This window comes from Chryseobacterium sp. sg2396 (assembly GCF_042610505.1).
Lineage (GTDB): Bacteria > Bacteroidota > Bacteroidia > Flavobacteriales > Weeksellaceae > Chryseobacterium.
This window is the reverse complement of the sequence record NZ_JBHGAQ010000003.1, coordinates 21,669-41,341: the sequence shown is the minus strand read 5'-3', so window position 1 is coordinate 41,341 and position 19,673 is coordinate 21,669. Positions and strand designations below refer to the sequence as shown.

Here is a 19,673-nt window from a genome sequence, read left to right as displayed (position 1 = left end):
CATTACACCAATTTAATGGTTTGGTGTGGTATTTGACTATGTTTAAGGAGAAAAAAGAAAGCAAAATGTTTAACGGAAAATTTAATTCGATCGTAGAAGTAATGCAAGTATTCTCAACAGAGGATAAATGTATTGCGCACTTAGAAGAGCTTTATTGGCAAGGTGTTCCGGTAAGTCCATTTGATGAAAATTCTAAGGTCTACAAGTGTAAAGGAGGAAAGTATAAATGTAAGAATAGCGGTAAGTATTTTACAGTTATTACAGGTACGATGTTTGGTGGAACTAAAGTAGGATTACCTTTATGGTTTTGTGCTATTTATTTAGTGACTAGTCATAAAAAAGGAATCTCTTCCGCACAACTTGGAAGAGACTTAGGAATTAGTCAAAAAACTGCTTGGTTTATGCTGCAACGTATTAGAAAATGTTTCGGAATTGAAAACTATAATGATTTAGACGGTGTAGTTGAAGCTGATGAAAGTTTTTATGGCGGACTAAATAAAAACCGCCACAAAGACAAAAAGATCAAGAATAGCCAAGGACGAGCATGTGTAGATAAAACACCAGTACTGGGACTTCTTCAAAGAGATGGAAAATTAACGGCCGTTGTAACAAAAAATACTTCGAGAGGAGAAATACAACCTGTAATAAGAAAGTATGTTAAACCAGATACACTATTTATCACTGATGATTGGAAAGGATACAGAAATATGCCTGAATACAATCATTATGTTGTAAAGGATTATAAAGAAAGAGTACATGATAGTTATATTCATACTAATGGCATTGAATCAGCCTGGAAAATAATGAAAAATAGCCTTAGAGATATGTACAATTCAGTATCAAAAAAGTATCTTCAAATATACGTAGATGAATTTGTTTTCCGTTTCAATACAAGAACAATGGAAGCAGGAGTTCGATTTAATTACTTACTTTTGAACTCTGACACAAGAACACGTTATAAAGATTTAATGAATGCTTAGACTAGATAAAAAACAATTATTAGAAAACAAAGAAATAAGAAAAGTTCAGTTTGAAGGTGAAAATTATTTCAGCATTGAAGATGTATCAAAACTTTTAAATGAAGATTTATCTGAAGTTATCGGGCTAACACTGCCGATTGACGGAGAGTATAAACCAACTGCAACAATAGAGAATATTGAGAAAGGTAGAAGACAAGAAGAGTTATCAGATTTTAATAGGGCTCTTTTAAAAGCAAGGAAATTTAAAGATTAAAAAAATACGACGAGTTTTGTCGTATTACTCTATTAGTTTTGAAAAAAGTTACCTTATGAAACTTAGAGCAACTATCCGGGAAGATGTACAAGAGAATGCAAGCAGCATTGTCGTAGAATTTGAAGGTGATAAGAAAAAACAGCACTTTGAAGTAAAATGTACTTTTAATCCTTACGAAGTTGGAATGATGAAATGGGATGTTTGGGACCTAAAGATAAGATTTGAATCAGAAATATTTACAGAACAGAAGACAGGACAGAAATCTTATTTTACGCACTTAGTTTGCGATAGTGCAAAAGTATTCAAATCTATACATTAAAAAAGAAAAAATCCTTAACCAAAGTCAAGGATCTTTATTTTACGGAAAACCGCATTTACCTGTAAATAAATTTGTTATCTTAGTTAAAACTTTGATTATGACAGATAAACAACCTAAAAATCACGGGAAAACTTGGACTTCAGAAGATTTGCAAAAGCTTAAAGATCTAGCTAATGGGAATACACCAACAGGAATCATTGGACTTAAACTAGGAAGATCAGTAGATTCTATCAGAAATAGAGCAAACCAAGAAAACATCTCATTACAACCAACTAATAAGCCTCCTTATGATCGAAATGTATCTAATAAGAAGAAAGGTAGGAAGTAATCTTATCAAACCTTTGTCTTAAGTCATTTGACCAAATATGGTTATCTGGTACTAAAACTCCTAATTCCATAATTAGGTCGTATATTTCTTTTTGTTCCATATTTATAAATTTTAACAAATTTAAAAACAATAGATTATAAACACAAAAGGATTGATTTTGAGATTAAAAAAATACTGCAATATAAAATAAAAGTCTAAATTTATAGCAAAACTAAGAAGTGAATACTGATTTTAAAATTAAGTTTGACGGCAGAAAACATGAAATAGATGCAAATATTCTGATTAATAATCTTATCCATACAACCACAATCATACAAGAAATTAATAGGAATTTAGATAGTGGTAAGAAAATAGAGATAAATGTAAAAGCATTAGAAAAAGGAAGCTTTCTTATACATATTGGATTAGATGAAACTTTTATTGAAAGTTTAAAAAACCTCCTCACCATGGAAAATATGGAGGTAGCAGTTAAGATAATAAGTGCATTTACATCTATAATTAAACTGAAAAAGTTTTTAAAAGGAAAGGATGCTGAAAAAACAGAAAGTACAGGCGATAAAGTTAAGATACAAAACGAACAAGGGCAAGTTATTTATGTAGAAAATTTTGTTCAAAATATTTATAATAATCATGTAATTAACGATGCACTAAGTAAAAGCTTTGAAACATTAGAAAATGATGAATCGATAACCGGATACGAAATTACTGATAGTGAAGAAAATCCCTTGGTAAGAGTAGAACGTAGTGATTTTGAAGTTTTAGCAACTAGTCCAGATCAGATTTTAGAGGGTGAAAACGTAATAAAAGTACTTGCAAATATAAATATTCTAAGAATTTCTTTTGAAGAAAAACTTAAATCAGATTTTTACTATAAAGGGCATAAAATATCTTCAAAAATTAACGACCCAGATTTCTATAAAAGAATAGATAAAGGTGAAAAATTTTCTAAAGGGGATATGCTTGAGGTAGAACTTGAAATAAAACAAATTTTTGACAAAACTGTTAATACCTATATTAATAAAAGTTATAAAATCTGTAAAATAATAAATCATAGTCCAAGAGGTGAACAAGCTTCTCTAGATTTTTAAACCAGTGTAAAATAGGTATTGTTGCCTTAAATTATTACATTTGATAAGGCAAAAAATTAAAGAAACAGCTTATCTATGAAATTCATCATCAATATACTTTTAACGGCTCTTCTGACATCATTTACAGGACTGGCCAAAGCCCAGAAAACCATAAGCGATACCTTAGGCTATGCTAAAAAATTTGAAATCAATAAGGACAAATATATCGGAAAAAAATTTTCACTGCTGTTGAAGGATATGACGCAGCTCCCGTTTAAAAAAGCAAAATCCGACATCAAAGAAGACCGGGACAATCCTTTGGCAAGTACTTTATTCAGGTTTTCAGATAAAGATATAGATGCTCCCGGCCAGGTAACGGTAGCCATCAAATGGAAACCTGAGGATACCCTGGTTACTCCCCTCGAATTTTTCGAGCAGGAGCACAATTACAGGTTTACCGTCAGTGAAAAAAACTTCTTTGAAAGCAGGATCATTAAAGATATTGTCGTCTATAAACAGTAAACCTCCGTTTCCGGAGGTTATTTAATTTTGTTTGATTTACTTACTTACCGTTAAATGCAGACATTGTATTGCTGATTCCTGCAAAGACAAACGACAGGCTGGCTTTTGAAAATTTATCAATCCGCTCCGGCAATTTTTCGCTTTCTTCTTCATTCCATGTACCCAGCACGTAATCTACCTGCCGGCCTTCGGAAAAATCGGCAGAGATTCCAAAGCGAAGACGTGCGTAATTCTGCGTCTGGAGCACCTCATTAATGTTTTTCAGTCCGTTATGACCTGCATCGGAACCTTTGCCTTTCATTCTCAATGTCCCGAAAGGCAGTGCCAGATCGTCTGTAACGATCAGCACATTTTCCAATGGAATATTTTCTTTCTGCATCCAGTAGCGTACCGCATTCCCGGAAAGGTTCATATAAGTATCCGGCTTCAGCACCAGCACCCTTCTTCCTTTATATTTCCCGTCTGCCATCCAGCCGAAATTGGTAGTATTGAAGGAAACCTCCAGCGTTTCGGCAATTTTATCGGCTACCTTGAAACCGATGTTGTGACGTGTATTTTCGTATTCGGCACCTTTATTTCCAAGACCGACTATCAAGTATTTCATTGCGAAATTTTTTGCAAAATTAAAACTTTCAAAATAAAAAGCCCGATCTTCGGAAGATCGGGCTTGGATATTATTTAAATTATTTCTTACAATGGTTTGTAGATATAGTTTACACCGTATCCTTTTCTCATATATGTCTGCGCATCGTAGTTGTAATTGGTTGAGAAGATAACCGGAGTCGGAACAGGCTGCATAAGATCCGTAACGGAATACCTGGTCGGGCTGTTCGGTGATAAGATCCAGCTTTTTACATCATTGATGTCCGTTGATAAAAGTCTTGAGATTTTATATACATTTGGAAGCAATGTGAAAGGATTGATCTGCGTATCGTAATTCGAGTACTCATATCCATATTTCACTGTAGGCGATCCTAGCGTACTTCCGCTGATCGGTCCGTAAAGTCTGGTCACTTTAGAAACATTATCTCCGCTATATTCATATTTTGTTTTAGAATAAGAAGTATAGGTAAAAGGTGTTCCCGATACATCCGGGCCGTTCCTCATGATAATAGAATCCAGTTTAGCCGTTGTAGCGGAATATTTTATACCATAAAGGGCTTTTGTCTTTTTATAAAGGGTTTGCGGGCCCGGCGCGGTAGCGGAATAAGGTGCCGTAATACTTCTTTTGAAGAAAGAACGGTTTTCGGAAATCGTTTCCAGTCTTCCCGTACTTCCGTAAGTAAACTGCTGTGTATAGGTAATACTGTCTTTATCCAGCTTTCCGTTTCCGTTGAGATCCAGGAATCCCCTGAAATCCACCCTGCTGATCTTGTCTCCGCTCCATGCTATGTCTGCTGTGGAATTCATACTGTCGGTAACCACCTTGGTAAGCTGAAGCCCGTTGTAATAATACGTAGCCAATGTATCTGAATCGGTGATTTCCCTGTATAATGCTCTCGGGCCGTTAAGCCCTGAATTGCCGTTGATATCCACCAGAGGATCTCCGTTTTCATCCATCACTTCTTTACAAGAATGAATTGAAGAAACACCTACCAGGATCAAAATAAAATAAAAAAGTCGTTTCATTCCAAAGGGGATTATTTATTTTGTCAAAAATATAATTTTTTTTTGAATAAAAAGTATCTTTTTACTCATATAACGATAAAACTATTAAAAGATAATTCTATCTTACAACGGTTTATATACATACTTAACGGTCTGGCTAAGATCTGAAACCGGATAATTTTGAGAATCATATAAATATCCTTTCGTATAGGACACCTGTGGGGATACCGGGCTTTGAACTGTTATTTTCCCGACATTGTTGCTGGAAAGCATGTAAGCATTAAGCTGCGACAGTGTGGAAGCCACCATGAAATATTCTTTCGGTAGAGTAATGTAAGGATTAACTTTGGTGTCATAATTATCGAAATAATATACCGTGGTTGAAGCTGTAGAAGTGTTGGGGTTCCCACCGCTCATCGTCATTCTGGTATAGTCTAGCTTTACAATATTGGTGGTAGAATAGGTAAATTTCATTTCATTATAAAAAGAATAGGAAGCACTTCCGCCTACTTTTTTCTTTTCCACGATTCTGTATAAAATCCCTCCTGCATCATAATATACGGTAAAATCGCTATGGTTGGCAGACCCCATAATGGTCTGGTCCATCGTAAAAGCGGACAGTTTCCCGCCTGTGTAGGTAAGCGCATATGTATTATCCGTAACGTGAGGGTTTGCATTATCCTGGATCTTAATCTGTGTGATGACAGACCCAGTATATGTGACCGTTGAAGCAGTCGCATTGGTAGATCCTGCATCCCGTACATATACCATGGAGAGCAATCCCGCGTTTGTTACATATTCTTCAAGATCCTTATTCCCATTGGTAATCCTACTCAGAATTCTCGGTCCTGTAATCGTACCGGTGCCTGAAGTGTTTTTATTCTGATTAGGCGGATCTTCTGTGGTATTGTCGCAGGATATTACAAAACCTAAGAACAACGCTGCCAGAGAAGAAAAAATGTATTTTTTTGTCATAAATTATTAATTTTTAATGCCGTCAAATATAATTTATTTTCTTTTACTTTAAAGTTAAAATTCATAAATAAATCACACTTAAAACAAAAAATCAAAAGTTTACGCTTTTAGAATGCGAAATTGCTGACAAGGGAAGTCATCCAAAGCCCCGAAATCCCATGACTTGAAATTGAATATTATATATCGGAATTTAAATAGATGGTTTTAAATCCCGATATATCTTCTGCTTATTCTTCACTCTTCAGAATCGATTTCAAAAGTGCATTTACCTCATCCACATTACCGACTTTATCTTTCCTCATCATCAGCTGATTGCCTTCTTTTCCTGTTTTTTCCTTCAGCTGGGCTTGGGCAGGATTTTTTGTAAGGTAGCCGATAATCTTCCTGAATTTACTGGTCTGATAGAATTTATCTTGCGGATTTCCCGGAAAATATCCCAGAAACACCCCATTTTTCATAACAATTTTCTCAAAACCGATGTCCGCAGCCAGCCATTTTAAGCTCACACTCTTCAGCAGGTTTATTGCCTCGTCTGGCAGTTCGCCGAAGCGGTCAACAAGTTCAGATTCAAATTTCGTTAAATTTTCTTCATTATCAATCTCCGAAAGTTTCTGGTACAGCAACAGCCTTTCTTCCGTATTGGAAATATACCAGTCCGGAAGCATCAATTCGAGATCCGTATCGATATTGACGTCTTTGGTTGTCTTGAAAAGTTTGTTCCTGTCTTCTTCATTTTCAAAAAGATTTTCGAATTCCTGATCGTCTTTAAGTTCCTCCAAAGCTTCCTGCATCAGCTTCTGATAAGTCTCAAAACCCATTTCGTTGATGAAACCGCTTTGTTCTGCCCCTAAAAGATCCCCTGCCCCACGTATTTCAAGATCCTTCATGGCAATCTGGAACCCGCTTCCCAGATCGGAAAACTGCTCAATTGCTTCGAGGCGTTTTCGGGCATCGGCAGTCATCATATCGTAAGGCGGAGTAATCAGGAAGCAGAATGCCTTCCGGTTGCTCCTTCCTACCCGGCCTCTCATCTGGTGAAGGTCCGCCATTCCGAATCGGTGGGCATCGTTAATGAAGATGGTATTCGCATTCGGTACATCCACCCCACTTTCCACAATGGTGGTAGATACGAGCACATCATATTTACCTTCCATAAAATCCAGTACATTTTTTTCCAGCTGCTTGCCCTCCATCTGGCCGTGGCCGGTAATAACCCTTGCATCGGGAACCAGCCGCTGGATCAGGCCGGCAATATCTTTAAGGTTTTCCACCCTGTTGTTGATGAAATACACCTGTCCGTCCCGCTGGAGCTCGTAAGACACCGCATCACGGATGATTTCTTCGCTGAAACCGATCAGCTGCGTATCTACCGGTTGTCTGTTCGGCGGTGGCGTTTTAATCACGGATAAATCCCTTGCAGCCATAAGGGAAAACTGTAGGGTTCTCGGAATCGGCGTTGCCGTTAATGTCAGCGTATCCACATCTGCTTTGAGAGTCTTTAATTTATCTTTTACCGAAACACCAAACTTATGTTCCTCGTCGATAATCAGCAGCCCTAAATCTTTAAATTTAACCGAGCTTCCTGCCAGCTGGTGTGTTCCGATAATAATATCCACTTTTCCGTTCTTAAGATCCTGCAGGGTTTCCGACTTCTGTTTCGCTGTTCGGAAACGGTTGACATAAGCAACATTTACCGGGAAATCCTTCAACCGGTCTTTAAAGCTCCGGTAATGCTGGAATGCAAGGATCGTCGTTGGAACCAACACGGCTACCTGCTTCCCGTCTGTTGCCGCTTTGAATGCCGCCCGGATCGCCACTTCCGTTTTACCGAAACCTACATCCCCACAGACCAGGCGGTCCATCACCGTGTCGGCTTCCATATCGCGTTTTACATCAATGGTGGCTTTCTCCTGATCCGGCGTATCTTCGTACAGGAAGCTGGCTTCCAACTCGTTCTGCAGGTAAGAATCCGGTGTATAGGAAAAGCCTTTCGCCGATTTTCGCTGGGCATATAATTTAATAAGGTCAAAGGCAATCTGTTTTACCCTGGCCTTGGTTTTCTGTTTTAAAGACTTCCAGGTTGGCGATCCCAGTTTGCTCAGCACAATTTCGCGGCCTTCCGGTCCGTTGTATTTGGAAATCTTGTGTAATGAATGGATGCTTACATATAATAAGTCGCCATTTTTATAGGTAAGCTTAAAACATTCCTGGATTTTCCCGTCGTTGTTCACCTTTACCAGCCCCATGAATTTTCCGATGCCATGGTCGATGTGGGCAATATAATCACCGATCTTGAGGGACATCAGGTCTTTTAACGTAAGCTGTTCGGATTTGGCAAAGGTATTTTTGGCTTTGTACCGCTGGTAACGGTCGAAGATCTGGTGATCGGTATACAACAGGAATTTGTGGCCGTTGTCTACAAATCCTTCATGGATTTCCGAGGTGAAACTTTTAAAGGGAAGCTCATGTTCCAGCTCTTCAAAAATAGACTGCAGCCTTTCTTTCTGCTTCTCGGATGAAAACGAAATCCAGGTATCGAACCCTTCCTTTTGCTTTCCTTCCAGGTCTTCGATCAGCAATTCAAAATTTTTATGGAATGAAGGCTGTGCGGTCTGATCCATTTTCAGTTCCGTCAATTCGATCAGCCCTTCAATAGGTACGGCTCCGAAATCTATGGTTTTAAACTTTTTATAGTCAAACAGGAATTCCTGATCGGAAATAAACAGTTCCTGAGGTGTCCTGTGGGAAATATCTTTACTCAGGGTATCGTACTTTTCCAGGGCTTTTTCGTAAAACACCCTAAGCTTCTGCATGCCGACAATCCCGTTTTTGGAAACGACACAGCTGCCTTTCGGCAACAGCTGGAGTAGGGAAACACGGCTGCCTGTCACCGTAAAATTCATATTGGAAACGAGCTGAAATTCGGTTACTTTCTCTACGGACAGTTGCGTTTCGATATCGAAGGTCTTGATATTCTCCACTTCATTTCCGAAAAAGGTGATCCTGTACGGTTTTTCGTTGGAGTAGGAAAATACATCCACGATCCCGCCCCGAACGGAAAATTCGCCCGGCTCTGAAACGAAATCCGCCTGCTGAAAATTATAATGGTTCAGCAATTCGTCTACAAAATCGAAATCAAGCTGATCACCTACTTTGATGTGATGGGAAATGGCTTTGAAATCTTCTTTCTTCAGTACTTTTTCAGATAATGCGCCTGCATAGGCTACGATGACTTTAGGAGATTTTTCGGAAGTGATTTTATTAATGGCTTCCGTTCTCAGTACAAGATTCGCATTCTGGGTTTTTTCGACCTGATAAGGTTCCATATGGGTTGCCGGAAAATAAAGGATCTTTTCCTTTCCGAGCAGGTCTTCCATTTCCGTATTGGCATATAACGCATCTTCTTTGTCATCTACTATGTACAGGATATGTTTTTTCTGCGTAAGGAAAAGTTCGGCCACAAATAGGGAAACTGAAGATCCGGCGCTGCCTTGCACAGAGATATGCTGATGATTTTCCAGCTGAATGAAAATTTCCTTTCCGAATTCTTTCTGAAGCAGGTCCGGAAGGAATTTTTCGCTGATGGTTTTTAATTGCATAAAAATATTTTGGTATAAACGGCAAAAGCGATTCCGGAAGTTTCCGAAATCGTTTGATCCATACAAAGATAAGGATAAATATTCTTTATTAAAAGGAAAAGCAACCTGCACTCTCCTTCATATCAGGTGAAAAATCTTAATATTTTACTAAAATTCCCAGTCGGAAAGTTAAAATAACGAACCGTGGCTTACCTGGCATTCTGTTTGAATAACCAGCCTTAAGAAACCATTTAAGAAATATTATTATGAAAAAAGCAATCAGAATATTAGGATTATTCCTGCTAACGTTTTTCGCAGTCACGGCCATGTCTTCATGCAGCAATGATGATGATCCGGCAAACAATGATTTCTTCGCAGGAACTTACAAAGGAAGCATTTCGTACAACGGGGACGGAAATAACATCAGTACGAATGACGGAAGTGTTTTTGTAACGAAGATCGCCAGCGGAACGAAATACAACTTTGCCTTTTCAAACAGCATTCCGGACCTGAACGGGATTGAATTTACCCAACAGGGCGACAATACTTTGGTAATGGTAGGATCAAACACTACCTCTTACATCAGAATCGATAATAACGAACTGAAAATTTACTACAATAAGGATGGAAAAACGTGGACGGCCAACGCTACCCGTTAATCAGCTTTTCATACATATGTTAGGGCCTGCTTTTCCTTACGGGGAGGAGCAGGTTTTGTTTTTAATCCATAATCATCGGAAGTATAAACTTCTAATTTGCATCATTTATTCGCTTTTGTAAAAGCTTCAGCTAATTAATGAAAATCCGGATACCGCGATTTAATCTTTTTTTAAGCAGTGATAAACTTTAGTTAAGTTTAAAAAACGAGGGGTTTCAGTCTGTTTTTTGTATAACTTTGAATCAACGAAAAAAACAAAACGTATCCACTATGAAAAAATTTTTAACCGCAATGTCTGTTGTTTTAGGACTTGGACTTGCAACGGCTCAGCAAACTGCTCCGGCCGCGAAAACTCAAACTGTTAAAACAGTAAAGCCGGTTAAATCCGCCAAACAGGTTACTCCGGCAGCAACCACAAAACCTGCTGCTGCCCCTTCCGGAATGAAGCTGAAGAAAGACGGAACTCCCGATAAAAGATACAAGGAGAATAAAAACCTTAAAAAGGACGGAACTCCTGATAAAAGGTATAAAGCCAATAAGTAATCAACATTATAGTTGTTATTTTCATAATCAAATTTCGAAGACCGATGCATTACTCATTCATCGGTTTTTTTGTGCCTTATTTTGTGAAAATTAGCATACAATTCTTCAGTTATTTATAAATTTGATGCATGTTAAATTTCCTAAAGAAAAAAGCAGCTTTGCTCTGGTCGAAAGAGCACGTCCGGAATGCAGAAGAATTCAAGAACCATGCAGAGCGGGACCAAGAGGCCCTGCTGCTGTCTCTAACGTCTGCTGCTAAAAAGACTCTTTTCGGAAGGGAGCACGATTTTGAAAACATCAGATCGGTAAAAGATTTCCAGGACCGTGTAAAAGTAGGTGATTATGAAGACCTGAAACCTTATATCGAAAGGGTCAAAAGAGGCCAGGCCAATATCCTCTGGACTGATGTTCCCGAATATTTTGCCAAAACTTCAGGCACAACCTCAGGTTCCAAATATATCCCCATTTCCAAAGAAGGAATATCTTTTCAGGTAAAAGGAGCTCAAAGTGCACTCTTCCATTATATTGCTAAAAAAAACAATGCCGATTTCGTAAACGGAAAAATGATTTTTCTTCAGGGCAGCCCTGAACTGGAAGAGGTTTTCGGAATCAAAACCGGACGGCTTTCCGGGATCGTCGCCCACCATATCCCAAAATACTTACAGAAAAACAGGCTTCCGAGCTGGCAAACCAATATGATGGAAGATTGGGAAGCCAAAGTGGATAAAATCGTGGAGGAAACGGAAAAAGAAAACATGACCCTGATCTCCGGTATTCCACCATGGCTGATTATGTATTTTGAAAAACTTACGGAAAAGCATGGTAAAAAAATCAAACAGATTTTCCCTAATCTTCAGCTTATCGTAACCGGTGGTGTCAATTACGAACCGTACCGCGACAAGATGGAAGAATTGCTGGGCAGACCTGTAGATATTGTCCAGACATTTCCTGCTTCGGAAGGATTTTTTGCATTCCAGGATGACTATACGAAAGAAGGATTGCTGTTGCTGACCAATCAGGGGATTTTCTATGAATTTATTCCTTTGGAAGAATATGGGAAACCGGAAGCAAGACGCCTGACCCTGAAAGAAGTGGAACTTAATAAAGATTACGCCCTGATCCTGACGACCAATTCCGGACTCTGGGCCTATTCTATCGGCGATGTGGTGAGATTTATTGATAAAAAACCTTACCGGATCCTGGTAAGCGGAAGAACGAAACATTTTACCTCTGCATTTGGAGAACATGTGATTGCATTCGAAGTGGAAGAAGCAATGAAAGCAACCCTGGAAAAATATCCCGCCCAGATTACGGAATTCCATCTTGCACCACAGGTAAACCCCACCGAAGGACTTCCCTATCACGAATGGTTTATCGAATTTGAAAAAGAGCCCGAAAATACGGACTTTTTCAGAGTAGAATTGGATAATCAGCTTAGAAGACGTAATACGTATTATGATGATCTGATTTCCGGGAATATCCTTCAGCAGCTTCTTGTCACCAGCCTGCAGAAAAATGCTTTTCAGGAATATGCAAAATCGCAGGGCAAACTCGGCGGGCAGAATAAAATACCAAGACTGGCCAATGATAGAAAAATCGCGGATTTATTGGAAATATATAAACTTTAATTACATTTTTTCAATTCCGGAAACGTATATTGGAAAAAAATTATAAATTTGGAAAACTAAAAAATTATAATGAAAGCATCTGTACTTTTAAAATCATCTTTATTGACATCCTTATTTGTAATTTCTTCCTGCGCTACTACCAAATATAGTATGGATACTGCTAAAAACGATTACTCCAATCTTCAGGCAGGAAAAATGTATACGGTAATGATGAGGGATGGTTCCAAAAATCAGAAAATGTTATTCCGCAATGTGGAAGGAGATAACCTGATCGGAACTGCAGGCAGAAAAGACAGTACAGTTGTAACGATTCCTAAAGCTAATGTGGCAGCGGTAAGGGACAGCAGAAAAGCAGGAATGGCTACAGGTGCAGTCGTTATCGGTGCTGCCGGAGTGGCTGCGTTGGTATTCAGTGCTTCGAGAGCGGACTAAAATAGATTTTATCTTTTGGTCTTCATTTAATTTTTCATTTAAAAAATGATTATAACAGTAGCTTCAAATCAATATTTGAGGCTATTTTTGTCGGATGATGTCGTTTACCCCGTTACAGACGTTGAAAAATGTCGAATTCAGGAACCTCCTTACAGGAAGATTTTTTATTGTCCTTGCCTTCAGAATGCTCGCTACATTACTCGGATGGTGGGTATACCAATTAACCAAAGATCCTTTTTCTATCGGCCTCATCGGTCTTTCAGAGGTTATTCCAGCTGTTAGCTGTGCATTATACGCGGGTCACGTCATCGATATGAATGAGAAGAAAAAGTTATTGCTAATCTGCAATTATGCTTATATTTTCCTGATCGGCCTACTGCTGATTCCCGCATTCCTGGATATCAGAATGCATTTTACAGGACATCAGATCACTTACTTTATTTACGGCGTCATTTTCTTTACAGGCATTGCAAGGGCATTCATCGGGCCGATCATTCCGGTGATGATTCCTAAGATCGTAAAAAAAGATAACCTTCCGAACGCCGTTACCTTAAATCAGGCCACTTTTCTGATTTCATCGGTCTGCGGACATGCCGTGGGCGGGTTCCTGATCGGTTATTTCGGGATCAAATGGACATTGGTGGTTATTATTTCCCTGATCTTTTTAGCCTCTCTATTCTTTTTTCAGTTAAAAAAACAGCATTCGGAATACAAAAAAGAGAATATTAACGTTATGGACAGTATGCGGGAAGGAATTTCTTACATTTTTAAGACTAAAGAAATTCTGGGAGCGCTTTGCCTGGATATGTTTGCCGTCCTTTTTGGGGGTGCCGTTGCGATGATTCCGGTCTATGCCACCGACATTCTGAAAGTAGGAGCAGAAGGTTTCGGACTACTGAATGCGGCATCCGATATCGGATCGATGTGCATCATCACCATTCTGTCGGTCGTTCCATTAAGAAAAAACCAAGGGAAGATTTTACTGGCCGTGGTAACAGGCTTTGGACTCTGCATCATCGGTTTCGGGCTGTCGACCTGGTATTGGATTTCTTTTATGTTCCTCGTGATGAGCGGCATGCTGGACGGAATTTCGGTGGTGATCAGAGGAACCATCGTCCAGCTGAAAACCCCGGACAATATCAGGGGGCGTGTGATGAGTGTAAACTCCATATTCATTATGTCCAGCAACGAAATGGGACAGTTTGAAAGCGGGCTTTCCGCGAAACTTTTAGGAGTTGTACGTTCGGTGATTTTTGGAGGTACCATGACAGTGCTAATCGCACTGGTTGTGGGAAGTACAAATCCCAAACTAAGAAAAATGCAATATTAAGACAATATAAGCAATTTTATTAAATTAATCTTAAAAGTTTTAAATTAAGGTTAATATTTTTTTATATTTGTGTGTAAAATATTCTATATCATGATAAAACAACTATTTATTTTCTTTTCATTAGCCGTGGGTACATGCATTTTTGCTCAATCGTCTGATGAAAAAGGCCTAGCAAATCAGATCACTAAGTTGGAGTCTGCAAAAAAAACTGAAGACTTCCAGCAATCAAGGGATTATTTTGCTACTTATGTTAATAATCTTGCCAGAGGTACCCAAACAAAAAAAGAAGACTGGCGAGCTTATTATTATACCGCTTTGTCAATAATCAGAGGTCAGATTACCTCTCAGCGGGAAGGCAACGTACAAAACATTGATGAAACTTCGGCGTTAGCGGAAAAATACATTGGTGGAATATTTGTAAAAAATCCTAATAATGCGGAAGCAAATATTCTTCTGTCCCAAATTTACGTATTAAAATCATCAAATAATCCAACCGGTAGTGCAGATAACTTAGCCAAGGCAAATGAATATCTGACTAAGGCAGCATCCGCAGATAAGAATAATCCAAGAATTGATGTAATTAAAGGAGAAATTGCATTCAATGGAGGAGATAAAGAATTGGCAAAAAAATATTTCAATTCAGCATCAGGAAAATTTAAAACTTATAGCAAAAAATCCAGTCTGGATCCAAACTGGGGGAAGGAAGATATAGAATACTATCTTTCCATTATTAAATAATTTATCATAATTAAGATAAACTATATCATTATGAAGAAAATCTACCTTATATTACTACTCGTTCTTTCACAAATTTTCTTTGCACAGTCCGATTGCGTTTCGGCTATTCCTGTGTGTGGAAATTCAGACATCTCTTATTTCCCTACAGGCCCGGGAATCATAGACGATCAGGTAAATGCTAATGGAAGCTGCTTAAGCGCAAACGAGCATTATTCCGTATGGTATCAGTTTACAGTAGCTACGTCCGGAACGTTAACGTTTACCATTTCTCCTTCGGCGCCTTATAATGCCGATTATGATTTCGCTGTGTACGGACCTAATAAAACGTGTGCTACCAAGGGAGCGCCAATACGATGTAATTACGCAGGCGTACAGGCAGCTCCTAACCAGACAGGATTACAAATCGGCCTTACAGCTAATTCCGGTGCATGGAGTCCTGCATTGAATGTTACAGCAGGCGAATCTTATTATCTTATCGTAGACAACTGGTCCGGGGCTAATGCCGCATTGGCTTTCTCATTAACCTGGGGAGGTACCGCTACATTAACCTCACCATTTAATGATCCTGCGATTCAGCCTAATCCGTTTAATCCGATTGGAATTCCCGGAGCGACTGCATCCAGCCCAAGACTTATAGAGACCTGTGATATCACAGCATTATACAATTTCCAGAGCAACAGCGCCAATATCATTAACGGCAATCCGAATTTCTTTGTAAAGTATTACAGAACCTCCAACGATGCTTTATCCGATACAAACGCAATTACTGCACCGATCGTCGTAAACACCACAGATACATATTATTACGCCATCCGTTATCAGGACCCTTCGAATCCTAATAATCCGACGAATAAATGTTTTAATATCAATGCCTTTAAATTTAAAGACGTTACGTTTAAAACAATAAATGCAAGTCTGACAGAGTGTAACAACAATAATAACGGAGTTGCCACGTTTAATCTGACCACAACAACGTTATACACGCCAAATCCGGCGTATACGTACACTACGAAGTATTATCCTACGATTGCGGATGCAAATAACGGAACCAATGAAATTACCAACCCGTGGGCTTATGTTTCAGCAAGCGGCGATGTATACGCAAAAGTAACAACCAATCTGGGATGTTCGGATATTGCAAAGATTACATTGAACTTCTTTCCTGTGGTTATCGTTCAGAACGCTACACTAAGATCATGCTATATTGCATCAAACCCTGCAACCGCAGCATTTGACCTAACTTCTGCACCGGTAACCTCTCAACAGGCAACCAAAAAATATTATCCGTCTTTAACGGATGCCATAGCCGGAACAAACGAAATATTAACGCCTTCACCTTTTGTTTCTCCTAATGGCGTGGTTTTCGTTAGGGTAACCAACTCCAACGGATGTTATACCGTAGCGAAAGTGACACTGGTTGTTCTTCCTCCTGTTTATTCCAGCCTGCTGGAAGATAAAATCATCTGTATGGAAGATACTACCACGCTGGATGCAGGGCCTGGATTCACTTCTTACAAATGGAGCACCGGAGCAACATCTCAGAGCATCAACAATGTATCGGTAGGAACTTATTGGGTAGACCTCAAAACAGGAGAATGTACCACAAGACAGACAGTAAAAGTTTACCCTTCCGAGCAGCCTGTTATATCAAACATCGATATTACCAACAATACGGTAACCGTAAATGTTGCCGGAGGGACACCACCGTATAAATACTCGATAGATGGAATTAAATGGCAGGACTCTAATGTATTCAACAATGTTCCGAGAGGCGACAATACGATTTATGTAAAAGATGATTATGACTGTGACCCTATTACAGTAACGGTAATAGTTCCTAACTTAGTCAATGTTATTACGCCAAACGGCGACGGGGTGAATGATGTGATTGATTATTCCGCACTCGCCGGTAAGAAAGGCTTAGTCTTGACGATCTATGACAGGTACGGCACAAAAGTAGGACAGGCCGACAAATCCAACGGCTACAAATGGGACGGAACAACCTTAGGTAAAAAAGTCCCTACCGGAACATACTGGTATTCCGTAGAGTGGAACGAAAACGATAAAAAGAATACACCATTTAAATTCTCCGGATGGGTAATGGTAAAGAACAGAGAATAAAAACCTATTGACAGTAGAAAAAAACCGCTTGGTAAAAGCGGTTTTTTCACATTTAATAAAAGAAAGTTAATCATATAAAAATCAGTTATCATGAAGAAACTAATACTTCTGACTGTCTTATTTCTGTCGCAATTGCTGTTCTCACAATCAGATTGTGTGTCGGCAATCCCTGTGTGCGGAAATTCAGATATTTCTTATTTTCCTACAGGCTCGGGAACCGTGGACGATCAGGTAAGCGCAAACGGAAGCTGTTTAAGCGGAAATGAGCATTATTCCGTATGGTACCAGTTCACGATTGCTACATCCGGAACGTTAACGTTTACTATTTCTCCTTCGGCGCCTTATAATGCTGATTATGATTTTGCAGTATATGGACCGAACGTAACCTGCGGAACTAAAGGTGCTCCGATACGATGTAATTATGCACCCGGACAACCGGCACCCAACCAGACGGGATTACAGCTCGGTCTCCCTGCAACAAGCGGTGCATGGAGCCCTGCAATGAATGTGATAGCTGGCGAAACCTATTATCTTATTGTAGACAACTGGTCCGGCGCCAATGCATCCATACCTTTTTCACTAACCTGGGGAGGTACTGCTTCACTGACATCTGCTTTCACTGACCCTGCATTGACGCCGAACCCGTTCATTACACCGGGAGCACCGGCTGCAAATCCGGCTGATCCGAATGAGATCCTGAAATGTGCATTGCCAACCATGTTCGACTTCAGTACATTATCAACAGGGATCATCAATGGTAATCCGAATTTTACCGTAACTTATCACTTAAACAGTAACGATGCGATCACAGGAAATGCGCCGATTACCACGCCAATTATGGTAAATGCAACTACCATTTATTATTACAGACTCAAATATACTGATCCCGCAAATCCTAACAATCCTGTAAACGGCTGCTTCCAGATCGGGAAATTCAAATTCAGATCAGGGAATATTGTGGTTAACAATGCAACGATAACGGCATGCAATTATGATGATACCGGTATCGGTTATTTCGATCTGAATTCGGCAAACGTTTACGGCCCAACCAATGTTACGAAAACGTATTATCCGACCATGGCAGATCTTAATGCGGGAACCAATCAGATCACCACACCTTCATCATACGCATCTGCTCCTAAAAAGGTATATGTGAAAATTGTTACGAGTGAAGGATGCGTAGGAACCGGGGAAATTACCTTACAGTTCCTTCCGCCTCTTACTGTAGTTCCGGCTACCGTAAATGCTTGTAACAATAACAATGCAGGAACCGGAGTTTTCGATTTGACGGCACCCGACGTTTATCCTACGTCTACCAACATTACGAAAAAGTATTATCCTACGATTGTTGATTTGAATGCAGGAACCAATGAAATTACCAATCCTGCAACTTACACTTCTGCTGCACCAAAAACAGTATATGTAAAAGTAAGAACACCGCAGGGTTGTACGGGATACAACCAGATCAAACTGGAGTTTTATCCTGCAGTGGCCGTAAATGATGCCAGCGTGGAAGAATGTTACATTGAATCCAATATCACCAGTGCTGCATTCAACCTGACCCAGGTAAATGTAACTTCTCAGACCAGCGTTACAAAAAAATATTTCAAGACCATGGCCGATGCTCTTGCGGGAACCAATGAAATCTTAAACGCGGCTGCTTATATCTCAACAACAGGCGTTGTCTATGTAAGGGTGACCAGCATACAAAACTGTTATGGAATTGCCAAAATTAGCCTGAAAGTTCTGCCTCCTGTAAAGTCAAACGTTTTGAAAGATAAAATTATCTGTATTGAAAATAAAACAACACTGGATGCAGGTCCGGGATTTGATGCTTACGAATGGAGCACCGGTGCAACGACCCCATCGATTACGAATGTTGCAGCCGGAGCGTATTGGGTAAAACTGAAAACAGGAAAATGCTGGACACTGCAGGAAGTGAAAGTAAATGCTTCGGCTCAGCCTGTAATTACCAACATTGAAATCAATAATGATTCATTCACCATAACGGCTAACGGTGGCAAAGGCCCTTATCAATATTCACTGGACGGTACCAACTGGCAGGATTCTAATGTTTTCACAGGTCTTCCGAGAGGCGAAAACAAGGTATACGTAAGAGATTCTTACAATTGTAATCCGATCAGTGTTCAGGTAACGGTTCCAAACCTTCTGAATGCCATTACACCGAATGGGGATAACAAAAACGATTATATCGATTATTCAGCTTTGGCTTATAAGAAAAACCTTGTTTTCACAGTTTATGACCGATATGGAAACATGATCTATAAAGCGGATAAAATCAGAAATTATACCTGGGACGGAACTTCCAACGGTAAAAAAATCGTAACCGGAACTTACTGGTACACGATTACATGGAATGAAAATGATAAAAACAATACCGAAACCAAATACAGCGGATGGGTATTGGTAAAAAATATCAACTAAAAGAAATTTATTTAATTTCAACTAAACGAATCACCTCATTTTGGGGTGATTTTTTTATACACATCATCGCAACCTCTCTGATACAATAAACCCGGACAAAATTGTGTTTATAAATTGTTGAATACTATTTTTTAATTGATTTTCAAAA

Annotated in this window: 18 protein-coding genes; 14 read left to right on the top strand and 4 right to left on the bottom strand. The window is 39.2% G+C overall.

Annotation, left to right across the window (positions count from 1 at the left end; translation table 11 throughout):
* Window positions 1–65: 65 nt before the first annotated feature.
* The 6 genes from ACED20_RS03595 to ACED20_RS03570 all read left to right on the top strand — a co-directional run bounded on the left by ACED20_RS03595 (window position 66) and on the right by ACED20_RS03570 (window position 3,469).
* The gene (locus ACED20_RS03595; RefSeq protein ID WP_378103530.1) at window positions 66–980 is read left to right on the top strand and encodes an IS1595 family transposase; all 915 of its coding nucleotides are present in this window, start codon (window positions 66–68) and stop codon (window positions 978–980) included.
* On the top strand, window positions 973–1,233 hold the full coding sequence (locus ACED20_RS03590; protein WP_378103528.1) for a hypothetical protein: 261 nt from the start codon (window positions 973–975) through the stop codon (window positions 1,231–1,233). Before ACED20_RS03595 ends, ACED20_RS03590 begins: the two co-directional genes overlap by 8 nt.
* Before the next feature lie 55 nt (window positions 1,234–1,288).
* Window positions 1,289–1,552, top strand: coding sequence for a hypothetical protein (locus ACED20_RS03585; RefSeq protein WP_294240411.1), 264 nt, complete (start codon window positions 1,289–1,291; stop codon window positions 1,550–1,552).
* Window positions 1,524–1,880, top strand: a complete 357-nt coding sequence (locus ACED20_RS03580) for a hypothetical protein (RefSeq protein WP_378103526.1) — start codon at window positions 1,524–1,526, stop codon at window positions 1,878–1,880. Before ACED20_RS03585 ends, ACED20_RS03580 begins: the two co-directional genes overlap by 29 nt.
* A 218-nt stretch (window positions 1,881–2,098) precedes the next feature.
* Complete coding sequence (locus tag ACED20_RS03575; protein ID WP_378103524.1) at window positions 2,099–2,968, top strand: hypothetical protein; 870 nt, start codon at window positions 2,099–2,101, stop codon at window positions 2,966–2,968.
* 75 nt (window positions 2,969–3,043) lie between these two features.
* Window positions 3,044–3,469 (top strand): hypothetical protein, encoded by a 426-nt coding sequence (locus ACED20_RS03570; protein WP_294239467.1) that lies wholly within the window; start codon window positions 3,044–3,046, stop codon window positions 3,467–3,469.
* Window positions 3,470–3,509: 40 nt separating this feature from the next.
* On the opposite strand, the gene pth is transcribed toward ACED20_RS03570, so the two are convergent.
* The 4 genes from pth to mfd all read right to left on the bottom strand — a co-directional run bounded on the left by pth (window position 3,510) and on the right by mfd (window position 9,651).
* Entirely contained in the window at window positions 3,510–4,073 is a 564-nt protein-coding gene (gene pth / locus ACED20_RS03565; protein WP_294239465.1) for an aminoacyl-tRNA hydrolase, read from the bottom strand.
* 86 nt (window positions 4,074–4,159) lie between these two features.
* Window positions 4,160–5,098: a hypothetical protein gene (locus tag ACED20_RS03560; RefSeq protein WP_294200549.1), complete on the bottom strand. Its 939-nt coding sequence runs from the start codon at window positions 5,096–5,098 to the stop codon at window positions 4,160–4,162.
* A 102-nt stretch (window positions 5,099–5,200) separates the two neighbouring features.
* Window positions 5,201–6,052 (bottom strand): hypothetical protein, encoded by an 852-nt coding sequence (locus ACED20_RS03555; RefSeq protein ID WP_294239463.1) that lies wholly within the window; start codon window positions 6,050–6,052, stop codon window positions 5,201–5,203.
* Between the two features lie 227 nt (window positions 6,053–6,279).
* On the bottom strand, window positions 6,280–9,651 hold the full coding sequence (mfd, locus tag ACED20_RS03550; protein ID WP_294200553.1) for a transcription-repair coupling factor: 3,372 nt from the start codon (window positions 9,649–9,651) through the stop codon (window positions 6,280–6,282).
* 245 nt (window positions 9,652–9,896) lie between these two features.
* Between mfd and ACED20_RS03545 the strand changes: the two genes are divergently transcribed.
* The 8 genes from ACED20_RS03545 to ACED20_RS03510 all read left to right on the top strand — a co-directional run bounded on the left by ACED20_RS03545 (window position 9,897) and on the right by ACED20_RS03510 (window position 19,525).
* Window positions 9,897–10,289, top strand: coding sequence for a hypothetical protein (locus tag ACED20_RS03545; RefSeq protein WP_294200555.1), 393 nt, complete (start codon window positions 9,897–9,899; stop codon window positions 10,287–10,289).
* Window positions 10,290–10,558: 269 nt separating this feature from the next.
* A complete protein-coding gene (locus ACED20_RS03540; RefSeq protein WP_294318128.1) occupies window positions 10,559–10,831 on the top strand; it encodes a hypothetical protein in 273 nt (90 codons plus the stop codon).
* Between the two features lie 128 nt (window positions 10,832–10,959).
* Window positions 10,960–12,459, top strand: a complete 1,500-nt coding sequence (locus ACED20_RS03535) for a GH3 auxin-responsive promoter family protein (protein ID WP_378103519.1) — start codon at window positions 10,960–10,962, stop codon at window positions 12,457–12,459.
* 69 nt (window positions 12,460–12,528) lie between these two features.
* Window positions 12,529–12,891: a hypothetical protein gene (locus ACED20_RS03530; protein WP_294200559.1), complete on the top strand. Its 363-nt coding sequence runs from the start codon at window positions 12,529–12,531 to the stop codon at window positions 12,889–12,891.
* Between the two features lie 97 nt (window positions 12,892–12,988).
* Complete coding sequence (locus tag ACED20_RS03525) at window positions 12,989–14,221, top strand: MFS transporter (RefSeq protein WP_378103674.1); 1,233 nt, start codon at window positions 12,989–12,991, stop codon at window positions 14,219–14,221.
* A gap of 90 nt (window positions 14,222–14,311) precedes the next feature.
* Complete coding sequence (locus tag ACED20_RS03520) at window positions 14,312–14,959, top strand: hypothetical protein (RefSeq protein ID WP_294225200.1); 648 nt, start codon at window positions 14,312–14,314, stop codon at window positions 14,957–14,959.
* A gap of 30 nt (window positions 14,960–14,989) precedes the next feature.
* Window positions 14,990–17,080 carry a T9SS type B sorting domain-containing protein gene (locus ACED20_RS03515; RefSeq protein WP_294200562.1) on the top strand — a complete coding sequence of 697 codons (2,091 nt, stop codon included), beginning with the start codon at window positions 14,990–14,992 and terminating at the stop codon, window positions 17,078–17,080.
* 90 nt (window positions 17,081–17,170) lie between these two features.
* A complete protein-coding gene (locus ACED20_RS03510; RefSeq protein WP_294200564.1) occupies window positions 17,171–19,525 on the top strand; it encodes a gliding motility-associated C-terminal domain-containing protein in 2,355 nt (784 codons plus the stop codon).
* Window positions 19,526–19,673: the final 148 nt, after the last annotated feature.